This window comes from Amycolatopsis vancoresmycina (genome assembly GCF_000716785.1).
Taxonomy (GTDB): domain Bacteria; phylum Actinomycetota; class Actinomycetes; order Mycobacteriales; family Pseudonocardiaceae; genus Amycolatopsis; species Amycolatopsis vancoresmycina.
Map to the genome: position 1 here is coordinate 208,644 of NZ_JNYY01000012.1, position 18,472 is coordinate 227,115.

General features: G+C 72.3%; 13 protein-coding genes. 5 read left to right on the top strand and 8 right to left on the bottom strand.

Features of this window, described 5'->3' with window-relative positions; translation table 11 throughout:
* Positions 1-39 precede the first annotated feature (39 nt).
* Positions 40-1,779: a protein kinase domain-containing protein gene (locus tag OO60_RS45080; RefSeq protein WP_003100486.1), complete on the bottom strand. Its 1,740-nt coding sequence runs from the start codon at positions 1,777-1,779 to the stop codon at positions 40-42.
* 293 nt (positions 1,780-2,072) lie between these two features.
* Between OO60_RS45080 and OO60_RS27720 the strand changes: the two genes are divergently transcribed.
* Positions 2,073-2,321 (top strand): hypothetical protein, encoded by a 249-nt coding sequence (locus OO60_RS27720; RefSeq protein WP_003100484.1) that lies wholly within the window; start codon positions 2,073-2,075, stop codon positions 2,319-2,321.
* A gap of 16 nt (positions 2,322-2,337) precedes the next feature.
* On the opposite strand, the gene OO60_RS27725 is transcribed toward OO60_RS27720, so the two are convergent.
* On the bottom strand, positions 2,338-3,387 hold the full coding sequence (locus tag OO60_RS27725) for an aldo/keto reductase (protein WP_003100482.1): 1,050 nt from the start codon (positions 3,385-3,387) through the stop codon (positions 2,338-2,340).
* A 101-nt stretch (positions 3,388-3,488) separates the two neighbouring features.
* Between OO60_RS27725 and OO60_RS27730 the strand changes: the two genes are divergently transcribed.
* Positions 3,489-4,064 (top strand): TetR/AcrR family transcriptional regulator, encoded by a 576-nt coding sequence (locus OO60_RS27730; protein WP_003100476.1) that lies wholly within the window; start codon positions 3,489-3,491, stop codon positions 4,062-4,064.
* On the opposite strand, the gene OO60_RS27735 is transcribed toward OO60_RS27730, so the two are convergent.
* Positions 4,052-4,588 carry a hypothetical protein gene (locus OO60_RS27735; protein ID WP_003100475.1) on the bottom strand — a complete coding sequence of 179 codons (537 nt, stop codon included), beginning with the start codon at positions 4,586-4,588 and terminating at the stop codon, positions 4,052-4,054. The genes OO60_RS27730 and OO60_RS27735 overlap by 13 nt on opposite strands.
* 124 nt (positions 4,589-4,712) lie before the next feature.
* On the opposite strand from OO60_RS27735, the gene OO60_RS27740 reads away from it, so the two are divergent.
* Positions 4,713-5,288: a TetR/AcrR family transcriptional regulator gene (locus OO60_RS27740; protein ID WP_003100473.1), complete on the top strand. Its 576-nt coding sequence runs from the start codon at positions 4,713-4,715 to the stop codon at positions 5,286-5,288.
* A 2-nt stretch (positions 5,289-5,290) separates the two neighbouring features.
* Here the strand turns inward: OO60_RS27740 and OO60_RS27745 are convergent, their stop codons facing one another.
* Positions 5,291-6,211: an NAD-dependent epimerase/dehydratase family protein gene (locus OO60_RS27745; protein ID WP_003100471.1), complete on the bottom strand. Its 921-nt coding sequence runs from the start codon at positions 6,209-6,211 to the stop codon at positions 5,291-5,293.
* Between the two features lie 157 nt (positions 6,212-6,368).
* Here OO60_RS27745 and OO60_RS27750 point away from each other — a divergent pair, with 157 nt between their 5' ends.
* The gene (locus OO60_RS27750) at positions 6,369-7,568 is read left to right on the top strand and encodes a PucR family transcriptional regulator (RefSeq protein WP_240490779.1); all 1,200 of its coding nucleotides are present in this window, start codon (positions 6,369-6,371) and stop codon (positions 7,566-7,568) included.
* A gap of 58 nt (positions 7,569-7,626) precedes the next feature.
* Here the strand turns inward: OO60_RS27750 and OO60_RS27755 are convergent, their stop codons facing one another.
* Positions 7,627-9,030 (bottom strand): glycoside hydrolase family 10 protein, encoded by a 1,404-nt coding sequence (locus OO60_RS27755; RefSeq protein WP_033262396.1) that lies wholly within the window; start codon positions 9,028-9,030, stop codon positions 7,627-7,629.
* Positions 9,031-9,186: 156 nt separating this feature from the next.
* On the opposite strand from OO60_RS27755, the gene OO60_RS27760 reads away from it, so the two are divergent.
* Positions 9,187-12,330 (top strand): S8 family serine peptidase, encoded by a 3,144-nt coding sequence (locus tag OO60_RS27760; protein WP_033262397.1) that lies wholly within the window; start codon positions 9,187-9,189, stop codon positions 12,328-12,330.
* A 46-nt stretch (positions 12,331-12,376) separates the two neighbouring features.
* Here OO60_RS27760 and OO60_RS27765 read toward each other — a convergent pair whose 3' ends face one another.
* The 3 genes from OO60_RS27765 to OO60_RS27775 all read right to left on the bottom strand — a co-directional run bounded on the left by OO60_RS27765 (position 12,377) and on the right by OO60_RS27775 (position 18,471).
* Entirely contained in the window at positions 12,377-14,698 is a 2,322-nt protein-coding gene (locus OO60_RS27765; RefSeq protein ID WP_003078509.1) for a beta-L-arabinofuranosidase domain-containing protein, read from the bottom strand.
* 393 nt (positions 14,699-15,091) lie between these two features.
* Positions 15,092-16,801, bottom strand: a complete 1,710-nt coding sequence (locus OO60_RS27770; protein WP_003078506.1) for an ABC transporter ATP-binding protein — start codon at positions 16,799-16,801, stop codon at positions 15,092-15,094.
* Positions 16,798-18,471: an ABC transporter substrate-binding protein gene (locus OO60_RS27775; protein ID WP_033262398.1), complete on the bottom strand. Its 1,674-nt coding sequence runs from the start codon at positions 18,469-18,471 to the stop codon at positions 16,798-16,800. The genes OO60_RS27770 and OO60_RS27775 overlap by 4 nt, the downstream gene beginning before the upstream one ends.
* Position 18,472 lies beyond the last annotated feature (1 nt).

Genomic DNA, 18,472 nt, shown 5'->3' on the forward strand with positions numbered 1-18,472 from the left:
CCCGGCACGGATTCGCGCCGGGCCCCTCGTCCGCCGTGGTCAGCTCGTCGTCGTCGGTGTCGGCGCTTCTCCCGGCAGGCCGAGCAGCTTCGCCTCGCCCAGGTCGAAGGCGTCGTTCCCGCCACTGCTGTGGCAGGCCGGGTTGGCGACCTGCCAGGACAGGCGCAGCCGGAGCACGCCGCTCAGGTCGACGTCGACGGGACTCGGCTTGCCCAGCTCCAGCATGACGGACGTCAGTTTGCGGCCGTCGCCGAACACCTCGAACTGCACCTTCAGGCCGGAGTCCCCGGAGTTGTCGTCGATGCCCGCCGTCGTGACGAACCGCCGGTACCCCTTCGACACGTTGTACTCGATCGCGCCCGTGTCGGAGCAGGGGTAGACCCCCTTCGAAACGGTGTGCAGGTAGCTCTTCCCCGCGATGCTCCCGGGCTGGCTGTCGTTCGACCAGGAGCCGCCGCCGACCGGCCGCAGGTCGGCCAGGTACACCTCGACCGCGGACTGGGCCACGGTCAGCTTGATGTGCCCGGTCAGTGCGGCACCGGCCTTCGGGTCCTGGCCGATCACCGTGCCCGGGGCCGCGGTCTGCTCGATGGAGTCGACCGTCTCGATCTGGATGCCGTTGCCCAGCAGGTCCTGCGCCTCCGACAGCTTCTTGCCGACGAGGTCGGGCGCGACGGACGGAGCGGCCGAGGTGGTGGTCGTGGCGACGTCCGAGGACGTGGCCGCCGCCGAAGCCGACGACGGCGAAGGCACGGCCACCGGCGACACCGCGGGTGGCGAGGACGCGGAGCCGATGCTGAGCGCCGTGATCGTCCCGGCGACCGCCAGCGCCCCGACGACCAGGACGGGCACCAGCTTCCGCTTCCGCCGCCGCGGGGGTGGCGGCCCGGTGAGGGGCGTCTCGAACACCGTGTCTCCGATCCCCGGCATCGCGCCGGTCCTGTTCTGCTGCCCGTAGGTCGGCAGCGGCGGCCGCGCCAGCCGCGGCCCGACCGGGCTGTTCGCCAGGTCCGGCACCATCGCTTCGAGCACCGCACCGATCCGGCCGGCGGCCGGGCGCATCGCCGGGTCCACCGCGAGCAGCAACCGCACGACTTCCCAGAGCGGGTCCGGCATCTCGCCCGGCCGGCCGGGTTCCTCGTCCTGGCGCCGGACGTACCCGCCGGGGAAGGGCACCACGCCGCAGTAGAGCTCGTAGACCACGACCCCGAGCGCGTAGACGTCCGCGGCCTCGGCCGGCTCGCCGCCGCCCACGACCTCCGGTGCGAGGTACTTCGACGCGTCCCGCATCGAAGTTCCCGGTTCCGGCACGGTGATGCGGAACAACCCGGCGCCGGTGAGCTTCGGGACCCGGACCGGTCCGGAGTCGTCCATCAGCACGTTCTCCGGGCGCAGGTCGCCGTGGACGACGCCGGCGCCGTGGATCGCGTCCAGTGCGGCGGCGACGCCGGCGGCGATGCGCGCGATCTCCTTCGGCAGCAGCGTTCCCGACGCGTCGAGCCGGTCGCGCAGCGAACCGCCGCGCACCGGGTCCAGCACGAGGGTCACCACGTCCCCCTCGGTGAGCAGGTCGTGCACCGTCACGAGGTTCGGGGCGGTGAGTCCCAAGAGGACGGACTGCTCCCGCATGAACGCCGACCGGCCCTCGGCCCGGCCGACCGGCAGCCGGCGGCACACGACCTCCCGGCCGTCCGGGTCCACCGCCGCCCGGAACGTCCCGCCCGGCCCTCGCGCCAGTTCCGCACCGAGCCGGTAGCGCCCGGCGAACTCAGGCTCCATTCTTTTCCACCCTTCGACCGCAGTTGCCCATCCGCCCGATCACACCCGGCGTCATGGCACAACAGTCGGACACGACAGCACGGCCGCTACCGGAAAACGAGAGCCGCCCGGTAAGTGTCCTGGTTCTGACCATTTTCACGGCGGAAATCGCCACGGAAAACGACACCGCCGTGGAACGGCCACATCACATTCCCGAGACGCCGGCGAGCAGCGCCGTAACGGCCCGGAACACCGGGGCGACTGCCCGGAGCAAATCCGGTCGAACAGCCGGATCACGGCACGAGGAGCGAGAAATGACCACCGGACAGCAACCCGTCCCCACCCGCCCGGCAACCCCCTACAGCCAGGGGAAGCGCGCGTTCTACGGGCTCACGTGGACGTTCTGGACGATCGCCCTGATCGCCGCGGCGTTCACGATGTTCACCACCGACCTGGTCGGCCAGGGGCTGCTCGCGCTGGCGGTGTCCGGCGCGACCGGGTACTACGCCTACCGGATCTGGACCTGGCAGGCGCGGCGGCTCATCTTCTTCATCATCTTCTGAGGGCCGGTCCGCTGCGCTACCGCACCGCCATGCCGGGAATGCGAGCCCGGATGGCATCCAATCCGGCTTCGTCCGAAATTCCCTGGAAATCGTAGCGCGGCGTGTACGGCGCTTCCAGTTCGCGGACCTCGGCGTCGGTCAGGACGAGGTCCAAGGAGGCGACCGCTTCGTCGAGCTGGCGCACCGAACCCGCGCCGACGAGCGGGGCGGTGACCACCGGCCGGCGGTGCAGCCACGCCAGGGCGATCTGCGCGCGGCTCACCCCGCGGGCCTCCGCGATCCGGCCCACCGCGTCGGCGATCGCGCGGTTGGACGCCTCCTCCGCCGGCGAGTAGAGCAGGTCGGCGAAGGCACCGTCCGTTGTGGACCGGGCCGTCGCCTTGGCGTCGTCCCAGGCGCGGGCGAGCCTGCCGCGGGCGAGCGGGCTCCAGACGATCGTGCCGACCCCCTCGTCCAGGCACAGCGGGATCATCTCGCGCTCTTCCTCGCGGGCCAGCAGGTTGTAGTGGTCCTGCATGGTCGCGAACCGCGCCCAGCCGTGCCGGTCCTGCAGGTGCAGGGCCTTCGCGAACTCCCAGGCCGGCATGGACGACGCACCGAGGTACCGCACCTTGCCGGCCTTGACCAGGTCGCTGAGGGCTTCGAGGGTTTCCGCCAGCGGTGTCGCGTGGTCGTTGCGGTGGATCTGGTAGAGGTCGATGTAGTCGGTGCCGAGGCGGCGCAGCGAGTGGTCGATTTCGGTCATGATCGCCTTGCGCGACAGGCCGCGGCCGTTGGGGCCGGGCCGCATCGGGTGCCGCAGCTTGGTCGCGATCACCACCTCGTCGCGCACCGCGAAGTCCTTGAGGGCGCGGCCGAGGATCTCCTCGCTCGACCCGTTCGAGTACATGTTCGCGGTGTCGAAGAAGGTGATGCCCACGTCCAGGGCGTGCTTGATCAGCGGGCGCGCCTCGTCCTCGCCGAGCGACCAGACGGGGTGGCCGCGGTCGGGTTCGCCGTAGCTCATCGCGCCGACCGCGACGGGCGAGACGTCCAGGCCGGTGGTGCCGAGCTTCACGTAACGCATGGGGATCTCCTGGGGACGGAAACTCGCGGAGGATCCTCCGCGAGTGACCGCCAAACTAGCGGAGGATTCTCCGCACGTCAAAGATGAGGCATGATCGGGACATGACCGACGGGACGTACGGCACCCAGCGCAAGGCCGCCGCGCGCAACCGCATCGCGATCATCGAGGCGGCCCACGAGCTGTTCGCGCGGAACCCGCTGGTGCCGCTGAGCGAGGTCGCCAAGCGCGCCGGCGTCGGCGCGGGCACGCTCTACCGCCACTTCCCCACCCGCGAAGACCTGATCCTGGCGGCCTACCAGCACGACATCGAGCGCCTGACCACCACGGCCGACGAGGTGCTGGCGCGCCACACGTCGGCGAAAGCCGCCTTCGTCGAGTGGTTCGAGACGCTGTCCGCCTACATCCGCATCAAGCACGGCCTCGGCGACGCACTGCACAGCGCGGCGGCCCAGGACATGATCCAGGCCGCCTGGGCCCCCACCACGGCGGCGGTGGCGAAGCTCGTCAAGGCGTGCGTGGCCGAGGGCACGATCGCCCCCGGGCACGACCCGGCCGACATCATCATGCTGATGAGCTTCCTGTGGCGCGTCGCGAACGACGAGGAAGGCGCCGCACAGGGGCGGCGCCTGATCGCCGCGGTGTTTTCGGGCCTGCAGACGCCCCCTCAGCCGGCCTGAGCGACGCGGCGGCTTCGCGTCCCCAGCCGCAGCGCGGAGACGAGGAAGAAGACGCCGCCCAGCGTCGCGTAGCCGGCCAGCGCCGCCAGCGAGGCACCGTCCTTTGTGGCCTGGAAGAGGAAGGAAGCCCCGGCCAGCACGGAAATCCCGCCGCTGAGGATCATCGCCCACTGCCCGCCGAGCCCCCGCCGGGCGACACCGGCGACGAGCTGGACCGCACCGGCCACGACGGCCCAGATCCCCCAGACCCGCAGGACACCGGGAATCCCGGACGCGGCGGCCACGGCCAGGCCGGCCGCGGCGAGCAGGCTGATCACGACGTTCACGTACAGCGTCCCCGCCTTCGACGTGCGCGCGTCGATCACCGCGGCGGCCACGTCGAACAGCGGGTACAGCACCAGCAGCGCGACGCTGACCGGCCCCAGGCTCGACGCCGTCGCGAACAGCAGGGCCGCCCAGACCAGGGCGAAGGCGAAGCGGACGAAGTAGAGCCGTCGCAGGGTCGGCGCGATTCCGGTGTCCATGGGTCCTCCGGTAGATAGAACGATCTGTCTCGTCGCCGACTATGGCAGCGGATCGCCGTGGTCGTCAAGACCGACCGTTCTATCTGCTAAACTTCGGCCGTACCGACGTCGAAGCGGGAGAACTGTGTCCGAAGCCCGAGCCCGGCTGCTCGCCTCGGCGAGCCGGCTGTTCTACACCGAGGGACTGCACTCGGTCGGCATCGACCGGGTGATCGCCGACGCCGGCGTCACCCGCGCCACGCTGTACCGGCACTTCCCCAGCAAGGACGACCTGCTGGTGGCGTACCTGTCGGAAGCCGACAAAGCGATCCGCGCCCAGGTGGCGGCGGCCCGGTCGGCAGGCGGCGAACCGGCGGACATCGTCCGCGCGGTGGCGGCCACGATCGCCGACGGCATCCGGTCACCCGGCTTCCGCGGCTGCGCGTTCCTCAACGCCGCGGCCGAGTACCCGGACCCGGACCACCCGGTGCACCAGGCGGTGCTGGCCCACCGCCGGTGGTTCCTGACCACGGTGACGGAGGTGCTCTCGGCCACGGGCGAAACGGCCCCGGAGCCGGCGGCCCGCCACTTCGTGCTGCTCCGCGACGGCGCGATGGCGGCCGGCTGCCTGACCGACCCGGCGCCGGTGTGCGAGACGTTCCTTTCCGGCGTGGAAGGGATTCTGCGATACCGGGACGTCCCGATCGTGACCGAGGCTTAGCCCTACGGCGACGCGAACGTCGTCGGCGCCGGTTCGTAGCCCAGGCGGTCGATCGCCGCCGTGATGTCCAGGGTTCGCTCCATGGCGAACGGGCTGCTCACGTACCGGCCCACCCGGCCGCGGGGGAACACCCGCGCCACCGGCGCCAGCCACGCCGCCGGAACGTACACCGGCCGGACCTCTGCGCCCGCCGAAGCCAGCAGGCCGCGCAACGCCCAGTCGACCGGGACCGGTTCGCTGTCCGCGATGTTGAACACACCCGCCGCCGGGCCGGCGGCCGCCAGCAGGCACGCGCGCGCCAGTGCGCCCACCGCCGTCATGCTGATCAGAACCCGGCCGTGGCCCGGGACCGGCAGGCGGCCGGCGCGGACGTTCCGCAGCAGCCGTGGCAGCAAGGTCGGGTCCCCCGGGCCGTACACCGCGTGCGGCCGCAGGACGACCGGACGGTCGGCCACGGCCAGCACCAGGCGTTCGGCCGCCGCCTTGGCCGCCGCGTACGCGCTGAGGTAACGGCTGACCGGGGCTTCGTGCTCCTTCGCCCGCACCGTCGGCCGGAACGGGTCGTACACGCTCGCGCTGCTCACGTGGACGATGCGGCTGTCCGGGAACGACACCAGCACGTGGTGGGTCCCGAGCAGGCTCGTCCGCCACACCTCGGCCGCGACGCCGGTGCCGGTCGGCGACGCGGCGCAGTGCACCACCGCGTCGACGTCGGGCGGGTCGGCCAGTTTGGCCGCCCCGACGTCCCACGACCGGTAGGCCGCGCCGCCGAGGTGGCGGTCGTCGGCCGCCGCGCGCCGGCCGAACGCCGTGACCTGCCAGCCCGCCGCCGTGGCCGCCCGGCAGACCGCGCCGCCGACGAAGCCGGTCGCGCCCGTCACCGCCAGTCTCCTGACCGGCTCGATGTCGCCGGAACCGCTCACGGGTCACCTCACAGGCGTTCGGGGCAGAGCTACTGGGCAGGAGGCTGGCAACGGGCGCTGACCGACAGCTGACCGGCAGCCCCGATTCCGGGTCCGTTGTGCGCCGGGCACAGGCAATCCGCGGCACCGGCCCAGCCCGCGGGGCTAGGGTCGGCGGATGCCGGGGCAGCCGCACGCACCGAGGAGGGTCATCCGCGAGGTGGCCGCGGCCGTCCTCACCGAGCTGCCGGCGTTCGCCGACCGGCTGACCGAGCGGGGTGCCGCCGAAGAGCAGGCGTTCTACGCGCGCGGCGACCGGGTCGCGCCCGCGGACATGCGGCAGTCGTTCATGGACAACGCCCGCAGCGCGCTGGTCCTGATGACCGAGGGGTTCGGCACGCGGGCGGACTGGATCGCGGCCCCGCTGGCCACCGGCCGCCGCCGCGCCGAGCAGGGCGTCCCCCTGGAAGCGGTGCTGCACCTGTTCCGGCTGGGCACCGAGCTGCTGTGGGAGATGCTGCTGGCCGCGGCCCGCCGCCGGTCACCGGACGAGCTGGCCGAGTTCGTCGACAGCGTGATGGTGCTGTGGCAGGCGACCGACCGCGTCTCGACGGCGATGGTCGAGGGGTACCGGTCGCGGGAGAGCCGGCTGCAGGCGCAGGCGAACCGGCGCCGGGAGCGGCTGGTCCGGGCGCTCGTCGAGGGCCGGGGCGCCGACCCGGCGGTGGCCGCCGAAGCCGAGGCCGAACTGGGCCTGCCCGCGCACGGCCGGTACGCCGTGGTCCTCGTCGGCTGCGACCTGGCGGAGGACGTGGGGCCCGTGCCCGGCCTGGCGGCGCTCGGCGTGCGCGTGGTCGCGGCGCCCTACCGGGACCGGGTCGTGTGGCTGGCCGAGCTGGGCGGTGTCACCGCCGGCCGGCTGGCCGAGCTGCTGGCGCCGCACCTGCAGCACCGCGCGGGCCTGTCCGGCGAGGTCGACGGGCTGGCCGAGCTCGGGATCGCCTACCGGCTGGCGGAACTCGCGCTCCACACGCAGGCCCCGGACGCGCCCGGGCCCGCCCTGCTGGACGACCGGCTGCCCGAGGCGCTGGTCGTCGCCAGCCCGCGGCTGGCCCACCGGCTGGCCGCCCGGACTCTGGGCCGCGTCCTGGATCTCGAAGACGAGGAGCGCCGGGTGCTGCTGGACACGCTGCGGGCCTGGTTCCGCGCGGACCGCTCCCCCACCCGCGCGGGCGAACTGCTGTACTGCCACCGCAACACGGTGCTCAACCGGCTGCGCAAACTCGAACAGCTCACCGGGGCGTCCCTCGAGGACGATCGCCACCAGCTGTGCTGCCGCCTGGCCCTGATGGCCCACGACCACCTACGCCGCACCTGACCCGTCGTGAGTGGTAAGGCGAGTTAGAACTCGCCTTACCACTCACGACCGCGGTCGGTCAGGAGGTGCTGCAGCTGACGCTGGGCCAGGTCCAGTTCCCGTTGGTCATGATGGTGACACCCCAGTTGTTGCCGTTGCCGTTGGGTGTCGCGATGAGCACCTGGCTGCTCGGCCAGGTGGCGTTGATGTTCCAGGTGGCACTGATCCGCTCGGGGCTGGGCACGTTCATCGTGACCGTCCACGACGAAGCCCCGCTGACCGAGACGTTGAGGTTGTACCGGTCACCCCAGGACTGCCCGGCCGAAAGCGTGGCCGTGCAACTGCCCCCGCCCGGGGTCGTGGGCGTGGTCGTCGGGGTCGTGGGCGTGGTCGTGGGACCCGTCGGGGTGGTCGTGGGGGTCGTCGGTGTCGTGGTCGGGCCGGGACCGGCGGCGTTGAGGGCGTTCAGCACCGACGTGTAGGCGGCCTTCTTGTTGCCGTTGCCGTCGAACAGGAGCGGGCTCTCGCTCGACCGCCACGAGTCGCTGTCCCGCACACCCCACACGGTGATGCCGACGCAGCGGGCGACGTTCATGCACGCCTGGGTCAGCGCCGAGTACTGCGAGGTGTTCGCGTTCGTGACGTCGACCTCGGTCAGCGCCACGTCGACGCCGAGCGCCGCGAAGCTCGAGATCGTCTGCTGGAAGTTGCCGGGGACCGAGCTGCCGCCGGTGAAGTGGGCCTGCAGGCCCACGCAGTCGATCGGCACGCCGCGGGACTTGAAGTCCTGGATCATGCGGTAGACGCCCTGGGTCTTGCCGTAGCTCCAGTTGTCGATGTTGTAGTCGTTGTAGCAGAGCTTGACCGACGGGTCGGCCGCGCGCGCGGTCCGGAACGCGACCTCGATCCAGTCGTTGCCGGTGCTCTGCAGGTTCGACGACCGGCGGCTGCCGTCCTCGTTGAACGCCTCGTTCACCACGTCCCAGTAGGCGAGTTTGCCCTGGTAGTGGGCCATAACCTTCTGGATGTGGTTGATCATCGCGCTGCGCAGCGCGCTGCCGCCCATGCTCTGCATCCAGCCGGGTTGCTGCGCGTGCCAGGCCAGCGTGTGCCCGCGGACCCGGGACCCGTGGCTGACCGCCCAGTTGTAGACCTGGTCGCCCGCCGAGAAGTTGAACTGGTTCTGGTTGGGCTCGGTCGCGTCCGGCTTCATCTCGTTCTCGGGCGTCACCATGTTGAACTCGCGCGCCGCGATCGTGGTGTAGGCCGAGTTGCTGAGCCGGCCCGCGGCGATCGCGGTGCCGAAGTAGCGGCCCGACTGGGCGGCCGCGGCGCCGAGCGTGCTCGCCGCGGCGTCCGCACCGGGCGCGGTCACCAGCACGGCCGCGGTCGCGGCGACGGTGGTCACCCCCGCCAGCACTCGGGTGGCCGGCGACCGCCACCACCGCCGCCGGCGGCGCGGGTCCGGGGAACTTTCTGCCATCCGTGGTCTCCTTCCGGGCTGAAAGGCCAGCACAGCACGGCATTCCGCGGCCACGCAAAAAGTTTCGGCCAACTTTCGAAAGGCGTGAAATTTACCTGCAACCGATCACCGGGTCCCGGCGATGTCTCCGGCGTAGGAATCCGACTGGGAGGTTGCATGAGCTGGAGACATCCTGTCGCCGCCGTCCTCGCCGTGGTGCTCGCGACGAGCGGCACCACCGCGGGGGCCGCGGCCGGCGCCGCCGCACCGAATCCCGCGCCCACCCGCACGGTCACCCTCGTCACCGGTGACCGGGTGGTGCTCGCCGGGCCGCGCGTGATCTCCGTCCAACCCGGCGAGGGCCGGTCGCAGCTGGCTTTCGAGCAGCGCACCGACGTCACCGGCGACGTGCACGTCACGCCGTCGGACGCGCTGCCCGCCGTGCGGTCCGGCCGGCTGGACCCGCTGCTGTTCGACGTCACCGCGCTCGCCGCGTTCGGCTACGACGACCAGACCCGCGGCGACCTGCCGCTCATCGTCGGCGGCGGGGCGGCCGCGGCCCGCACCGAAGGACTGCAGGCGGTGCGGGAGCTGACGAGCATCGGGGCGACCGCCGTGCGCGCGGTCAAGGGCCGCAACGCGCTGGCGCAGCACCTGCGGGCCGCGGCGCCGCGGATCTGGCTGGACACCCCGGTCCGCGGCACGCTGGACCGGAGCGTGCCGCAGATCGGCGCGCCCGCCGCGTGGCAGGCCGGGCTGACCGGCAGCGGTGTCACGGTCGCCGTGCTCGACAGCGGCATCGACACCGCGAACCCCGACCTGGCCGGCGTCGTCGCCGACGCGAAGGACTTCAGCGGCAGCGCCACCGGCACCGCCGACCGGTGGGGGCACGGCACGCACGTGGCGTCCATCGTCACCGGCCGCGACGCGAAGTACCGCGGCGTCGCCCCGGGCGTGCGGCTGCTCAACGGGAAGGTGCTCGGGGACAACGGTTCCGGACTGGAGTCGGGCATCATCGCCGGGATGGAGTGGGCGGCGGGTGCCGGTGCCAAGGTGGTGAACCTGAGCCTGGGGACCCGGTTCCCCAGCGACGGCACGGACGCGCTGTCGCAGGCCGTCGACCGGCTCACCGAGCAGACCGGCACGCTCTTCGTCGCCGCGGCCGGCAACGACGGCTACCTCGTGACGAGCCCTGGCGCGGCGAGCGGCGCACTGACCGTCGGGGCCGTGGACCGCGACGAGACGCTCGCGCCGTTCTCCAACCGCGGGCCCCGCCCCGGCGACGGGGCGATCAAGCCGGACCTCACCGCGCCCGGCGTCGGCATCGCGGCCGCCAAGGCCCACGACAGCGTTCTGGGGGCGACGGAGCCTTCGGTGGACGAGAACCACATGCGGCTGTCCGGCACGTCGATGGCGGCCCCGCACGTGGCGGGCGCGGCGGCGATCCTCGCCCAGCAGCACCCGGACTGGAAAGCGCCCGAGCTGAAGGCCGCGCTCATGGGCACCGCGAAACCGGGCACCGGGCTGTCGGTGTTCCAGCAGGGCGCGGGCCGGGTGGACGTGGCGAAGGCCGTGGCCACGCCGGTGGTCGCCGCGCCGGCGAGCGTGAGCCTGGGGACCGCGCGGTGGCCGCACGACGACGACCGGCCGCTGGTCACCACGATGACCTACCGCAACACCGGTCCGGCGCCGGTCACCCTGGCCCTCACCACCGACGTGCGGGACCCGGCCGGGGCGGCCGCGCCGGCCGGGATGTTCACCGTCACGCCCGGCTCGCTGACGATCCCGGCGGGCGGCACCGCGCAGGCGACGGTCACCGCGGACACCCGGGTGACCGGGCCGGACGGCGGTTACCAGGGGGTGGTGCTCGCCGGGGACGTGCGGACGCCGATCGCGGTCACCCGCGAAGCCGAGAGCTACGACGTCGCCCTGGACTTCCTCGACGAGCAGGGCAACCCGACGGAGAACTTCTCCTACGGCTTCACCGACATCGAGCACCCTCGCAGCTTCAGCGGTGATACGGCGACCGCCCGCGTGCCGAAGGGGAAGTACTACTTCCAGGCGACGACGTGGACCGACGACCGGCACTACCTGTTCACCGTCGAGCCGGAGTTCGTCGTGGCCGGTGCCGCCCGGCTGACCGTCGACGCCCGCACCGGCGTCGCACCCGGCGTGCGGTTCGCCGACCGGCCGGCGGCGAAGATCGGCCGGGCGGCCCTCGGCTTCGAACGGGACGCGAGCTGGGGCCGGCTCAGCACCTGGGACTACATCCCCGACTTCGGCGACTTCCACGTCCGCCCGTCGACGACGTCGGCGAGCAGTTTCGACCTCGCCGTCGAGGCCCAGGCGGCGGAGCCGGACGGCCAGGGCGGCTTCAGCACCAGCGGTTACCTGTACAACGTGCGGAACCACTTCACCGGGTCCGTTCCCGCGGATCCCGGCTTCACCGTGCGGGACAAGGAAATGGCGCGGGTGCGGTCGGAGGAAGCGGTCACGAAACCCGGTTCGACCGGGACCCGGGAAGGGATCATCACGCGGCCGCTCCCCTACGGCCTGGACGAGTTCTACAGCCCGGATCAGGAGTGGTACCCGCTGTTCTCCGAGGACGGCGTGAGCCTGCTGCTGGACGCGGTGCCGCGCAGCTACCGGCTCGGCCACCCGGCGCTCGAACGCTGGAACGCGGCCGTGTTCGGCCCGGCGTTCCCCGCCGGGCCGCGCAACCGGGCCGTGCGGCAGGGGGACACGATCGCGGTGGCCGTGCCGCTGTTCACCGACCAGCACGCGGGCCGGATCGCCGACGGCGCCGCCGTCATCGGCGCGCACACGACGTTGTCCCGCGACGGCAGGGAAATCGGCGCTTCGGCGACGCCCGGGACGGGCACGTTCACGGTGCCGCCGGACACCGGGCTGTACGTCCTGCACGTCGACGCGACCCGGGACAACGCCCTGTCGTCGACGGTCGTGGCGGACTGGACGTTCACGTCCGGCACGGTGCCGGGCGCGACCCCGGTGGCCCTGCCGTTGCCGGCGGTCCGGTACGCCCCCGTCGTCGACGCGTGGAACCGCGTCCCCGGCCGGCTTCCGACGTACCTGCCGATCACGGTCGACGACAACGCCGGCGCCGCGGGGAAGCTCACCGCGTTGAGCGTTTCCTACGACCGGGGCGCCACTTGGTGCGCGGTGCCGTTCACGGACACGGGCGCGCTCCTGGTGCACCCGGCCGGCGCCGCGTCGGCGTCGTTGCGGGCGACCGCGATCGACGCGGCGGGCACCAGGGTGGACCAGACCGTCATCGACGCTTTCCTGTTCACCGCAGGCTGAAACCGCGGCCGGCCGGGGCCATCGTCTCCGGCCGGCCCGGTCCCGGTCAGCCGGTGCGCACGATCCGCCACCGGGTGGCGGCGGCGCCGCTGTCGGGGCCCTGCACGGCGTAGGCACCGGCGGCGGTCGAGTTGTTCTCGATGGTCAGCAGCTTGCCGCTGTTGACGTTGCGGATCTTCACCGTGCCGTCGCCCTGGTCGGCGACGGTCCACCGGTGGTCGGCGGTGCCGTTGTCCGCCCACTGCAGGACCTGGGCGTTGTCGGCGGCCGACATGTCACGCACGCCGAGCACCTTGCCGCTGTTGGCGTTGCGGAACCGGACGGCGGTCCCGTCGGTGACGATTTCCCAGTTGTGGTCGGCGGTGCCGTTGTCCGACCACTGCAGTGCCCGGCCGCCGTCGGCGGTGGACATGTTCTCGATCCCCAGCAGCAGCCCGCTGCCCACGTTGACCAGCCGGGACGTCGTCGCGCCGGACCCGCTGGTGTTCCAGTAGACCGTGTAGTTGAAGCCCTGGGCGTCGTGGAAGGGCACCAGGTTGACCGTCGAGCCGTTGGCCTTGGCGCTGAAGGCGAGCGCGCTGCTGCTGGTGCGGGTGATCGAGTTCCGGTCGAGGGACGGCAGCGCGCTGAGCGTGCTGGTGCCGTAGTTGCCGGCCAGGACCACCGGGCCGTAGGTGATCGCCGCGACGTTCGCGTTGTCGTTGGCGGGCCGCAGGACGGCCTGCATCGGCAGCCGCACGGTGACCGCGTCACCGGAGGTCCAGGAGCGGGTCAGGGTGGCGTAGCTGCCCGGCGTGGTGGTGACGTTCTGCGCGACGCCGTTGACGCTGATCGTGGCCCCGGCGGCCCAGCTCGGGATGCGGACGCGCAGGGCCCAGCTGCCGCTCACGTTCCCGGTGAACGTCAGGGTCGTCGTGTCGCTCGCCGGGTAGGACGTGGTCTGGGTGACGGTGATGCCGCGCTGGGTCCAGGTGAGCACCGAGGGCAGGAACAGGTTCACGATCAGCGTCGTGTCGGTGTGGAAGTAGATCGAGTCCGCGAGCTTCGTCTGGGTTTCCAGGCCGCTGCCCTGGCAGCACCAGAACGAGGCGTAGTCGGTGCTCCACGTGCCGCCGCCCCACGCCGGGCCGAGGCCGCGGCGGCCGCCCGGGTTGAGCGAGCTGAAGTAGGTGATGTGCCCGTGGCTGTCGGCCGGGTTCTGCTGGCCGATCATCTGGTTGAGCAGCGCCCGCTCGTAGTACTCGGCGAGGTCGGCGCGGTCCGGGTAGAGGGTGAACAGCTCCCGGGTCAGCTTGAGCATGTTGTAGGTGTTGCAGCTTTCGCAGGTGTCCTGGTTGAGGTACGCGGCGATGGCGTTGGGCGCGCGGAAGTGCTCGGCCTGGCTGTTGCCGCCGATGACGTAGGTGTGCGCGCCGACGGTGATGTTCCACGCGTTGGTGGCGATGTCCCGGTAGCGGGTGGTGCCGGTGGCCTTGTACTCCCGGGCCGCGCCGATCCACTTGGGCACCTGCGTGTTGGCGTGCAGGCCGTTGAGCTGGTCCCGGTTCGCCGCCAGCGGGTCGAACACGGCGGCGTGGTCGAACCGCTGCGCGACGGTCAGCCAGCGCGCGTCGCCGGTGTACTGGTAGAGGTCGGTCAGCACCGCGTTCATGCCGCCGAATTCGGTGTTCAGCACGGACTGCATCTGGCTGTAGGTCAGTCTGCCGGTGCGGCGGTCGACCCAGCCGGCGAGGTTCAGCAGCACGTCACGGGCCTGCGTGCTGTCGGCGTAGCGCCAGACGTCGAGCAGCCCGGCCATGGTCTTGTGGATGCAGTAGTACGGCACGTTGCCGTTCGACAGGTTCCCGGCCTCGAGGGCGCTGAAGTCCGATTCGGGGAAGCCGGACAGGTACCCGGCCCCGAACCCGGCGGCGCCGTCGTTGGCCTGGCACTTGGCCAGTTCGGCGACCATGTAGGTGGCTTTGTCCCGGCAGGTCGTGTCCCCGGCGACGGCCCACAGCTGCGCCCACGCGGTCAGGAAGTGGCCCTGGACGTGGCTGCGGAAGGGGAAGTTCGGGGCGTCCCAGCCGCCGTTGGTGGCGGCGCCGCCGGTCGAAAGCCGGTGGTTGGCCCGGAAGTTGTACAGCAGCCGGTCGACGTCGACGAACCGCAGGTAGTTCTGCGTCCGGTTCTGGTTGTCCAGCCACCGGCTCGCGGTCAGCCGCACCTGCCCGAGGTCGAACGGGACCGCGGCCACCCCGACCTCCGACCGGACGGGATCGGTGGCCGCCCGGGCGGGCGAGCCCCCGAGGACGGGACCGGCGGCCGAGGCGAGGGCGGTGGCACCGGCGGCCTGCAGCAGCCGCCGCCGGGAGAAGGAGGAGTTCACCGGGTTCTCCGTTCGTCGCTGAAGTGGAGGACGCGGTGGAACGTTAGCGCTAACATTCGCCGCTGTCACGACCCGGGCGCGAGCGAGGGGGAAGGCCGGGCGCGTGAGCAGGGGGTGTGGCGCAGGAAAGTTTCGCGGTTCCGTTCCGGCGGGCGCTGGCATCGGCGCGGCTGGGGACCGGGGCTGCGCGCACTTGCCTGCCCGCTCGCGCGGGAGCGTTTCGCCGCTTTCGACAACTTGCCGCCGGACGCTTGCCGCAGCCGCAGCCGCAGCCGCAGCCATGGGCCGCAGGCACCGCCCGGCACGCAACCGCAGCCGCCTCAACGCAACCGGAGCCGCCTCAACGCAACCGCCGCAGTCGCCGCAGCCGATGCCACAGGCACCACCCGGCTCCTAGCGCAGCCGCCGCCAGGCTTCGCGGCGCCGTCGCTGGGCCTCCGGGTCCGCAACCGGGGCCGCCGACAACAGCCGCTGCGTGTACGCGTGCGCCGGGGCCGTCAGGACCTCCTTCGCCGGGCCCTGCTCGACCACCTTCCCCCGGTGCATCACCGCGACCCGGTCCGCGAGCTGCTCGATCACCGCCAGGTCGTGGCTGATGAACAGGCACGCGAAGCCGAACTCGTGCTGCAGCTCGCGCAGCAGGTCCAGGACGCGGGCCTGGATGGTCACGTCGAGCGCGCTCGTCGGCTCGTCGGCCACCAGCAGGTCCGGGCGCAGCGCCAGGGCCCGCGCGATGCACGCGCGCTGGCGCTGGCCGCCCGACAGCTCGTGCGGGTAGCGGCCGGCCAGTGCCGGGGACAGCCGGACCGCGTCGAGGAGGGCAGCCACCCGGCCGTCCACTTCGGACTCCGGGGCCGCGCGGTGCAGCCGTAGCGGGGTCGCCACGCTCTCCCCCACCGTCGTCCGCGGGTTCAGCGACGACAGCGGGTCCTGGAACACCACGCCGATCCGGCGCCGCAGGGCCTTCGCCGCCCGGCCGCGGGCGCGCGTGATGTCCGCGTCCCCGATGCGCACGAAGCCCGCCGTGGGCGCGAGCAGGCCGGTGACCGCCCTGGCCACCGTGCTCTTGCCCGAGCCCGACTCCCCCACCAGGCCGAGCACCTCGCCCGGCTCGACGTGCAGGTTCACCCCCGCCGCGGCGTGCACCGCCAGTGCGCGGAACCGGCCGCGGTAGGTGACCGCCAGGTCCGTCACGCGCAGCAGCGGCGCCACGGCGGGGACGTCCGGGACCGACGCCGCCGCCGGGTGCTCCGCCGCCGCGACGTGGCCCGGACCGGCCGGGACCTCCGTGGTCGCCGCGCGTTCGAGCCCGGACGTCGCCGCCGTGCTCAGCGAGACCACCGAGCCGAGCAGCTGCCGCGTGTAGTCCTCGGCCGGTGCGGTGAAGATCCGCTCCACCGGCCCTTGCTCGACCACGCGGCCGTCGTGCATCACGACGACCCGGTCGGCGAGGTCGGCGACCACGCCCATGTCGTGCGTGATCAGCAGGATCGCCGTCCCCAGCCGCGCGCGGAGGTCGCGCAGCAGCTCGAGGATCTCCGCCTGCACGGTGACGTCCAGCGCGGTGGTCGGCTCGTCGGCGATCAGCAGCTCCGGCTCGTTCGCCACCGCCATCGCGATGACGACCCGCTGCAGCTGGCCGCCCGACAGCTCGTGCGGGTACGACCGGAACCGCTCGCCCGGGTCCGGCAGCCCGACCAGGCCGAGCAGCTCGATCGCCCGGTCCCGCGCGGCGGGGGCCGCGAGCGGCTGGTGCGTGCGGATCGCTTCGACGAGCTGGTCCCCGACGGTGAACACCGGGTTCAGCGCGCTCATCGGCTCCTGGAACACCATGCCGACCGCGCCGCCGCGGACCGCCCGCAGCTCGGCCGCCGGCATCGCGTAGAGGTCCCGCCCGGCCAGCTCCGCGCGCCCCGACACCTTCGCCGCAGGCGGGAGCAGGCCGAGCAGGGACATCGCGGTGACCGTCTTGCCGGAGCCGGACTCCCCGACCACCGCGACGACTTCGCCCGCGCGGACCTCATAGCCGACCCCGCGGACGGCTTCGACGTCGCCGAACGAGACCGCCACGTCGTGCAGCCGCAGGAGCCCGGCACCGGTCACTGGACGAGCCCGAACTTGCGGTAGTCGACGTAGGCCGGGAACCGGCCGATCTGGACGCCGCCCACCTGCGAACCGTGCAGGAACGAGTTGCGCGTGTAGATCAGCGGCACGACCGGCGAGTCGGCGAGGATCTTCTTGTCCAGCGCCGCCCACTTCTTCCCGGCCTCGGCCGGGTCCACCGTGGCCTGTGCCTCGGCGATCAGCCGGTCGGCCTCGGGGTTGCTGTAGCGCGACTCGTTGTACCCGCCGTTGCCGATCTCGGTGGACTGGAACAGCGGCTGGATGTTCGCGTTGGCCGACGGGATGTCCGGCTGCCACGAGGTGAGCGTCAGGTCGAAGTCCGACAGCCCCTTGGTGTCCACTTCGGACGTGTAGGTGTCGTCGTCGAGGGGCTTGATGGTGACCTTGATGTTCGCCCTGGCCAATGCGGCCTGGATCGCCGCCGCCTTCTCCGGGTAGCCGTTTTCGTTGTGGGTGGCCAGGACCAGCCCCTCGATGCCGTTCGGGAAGCCCGCCTCGGCGAGCAGCTGCTTGGCCTTGGCCGGGTCGCCGGACGGCGGCGCCGGGTACAGGTCGTACTGCTCGCGGCCTTGCAGGCCGGGCGTGATCAGCGTCGTGGCGACGTCGCCGGCCAGCTGGGCGCTGCCCGCGCTGGCGACCTGGTAGGCGGCCTTGTCGACGGCGTACTGGAACGCCTGGCGCACCTTCGGGTTCGTCAGGTTCCCGCGCTGGGTGTTCAGCGAAAGGTAGGCCAGCGCGCCGGATTCCGACGTCACCAGCCGGGACTTCGCCGACGCGTTGCCCTGGATCTGGGCCAGCTGGGCCGGCGAGGCGAACGACATGCCGAAGCCGGCGCGGTCCTTGCCGGTGTCGTCGATGAGCCGCTTGGAGATGACGCTGGTGTCCTGGCCGAGCTCGAAGTCCACGGTGTCGGCGTAGGCCAGCCGCGTCTTGTCCTCGTCGCGGCTCCAGTTCGGGTTGCGCACCAGCTTCGCCGACTTGCCCCGCTGGTAGCTCTGCAGCTGGTAGGGGCCGGACGCGACCGGGTGGTCACCGTAGTTCGCTTCGGCGCCCTTGCCCTTCGGCACCGGGGAGAACGCCGGTGTGCTGGCGACCCAGTTGAAGTCGCCGTACGCGCGGGCGAGGTGGAAGACGATCGTCTTCGCGTCCGGCGTCTGGATGGTGTCGAGCTCCTTGCCCTCGAACGGGCCCTTGTACGCCAGGCCCGGCGAGAGCAGGTCCTTGTGGTAGGCCAGGCCGCCGGAGAACGCGGGCGCGAACGACCGCTCGAGGCCCCACTTGACGTCCTCGCTCCTGATCGGCGTGCCGTCGGCGTACTTCAGGCCGTCCTTGAGGGTGAACGTCCAGGTCTTGCCGCCGTCGCTGGGCCGCCCGGTGTCGGTGGCCAGGTCGGGCACGATCGTGGTGTCCTTGCCCGGCGCGACGTCCCACGACGTCAGCCGCCGGTGGATCAGCCCGAGCGTGGTGACGACCAGGTTCGAGCTCTTCGCCGGGTCCCACGTGATCGAGGGTGCGTCGTTGAGCAGGAGGAGGGTCCCGCCGGGTTTGACGGTGCCGCCCTGCCCCGCCGGTGTGTCGTTGGCGCCGCACGCCGTCAGCAGCGTGACGGCGGCCAGCACCCCGGCGGCGAGTTGGAGTCCCCGTTTCATC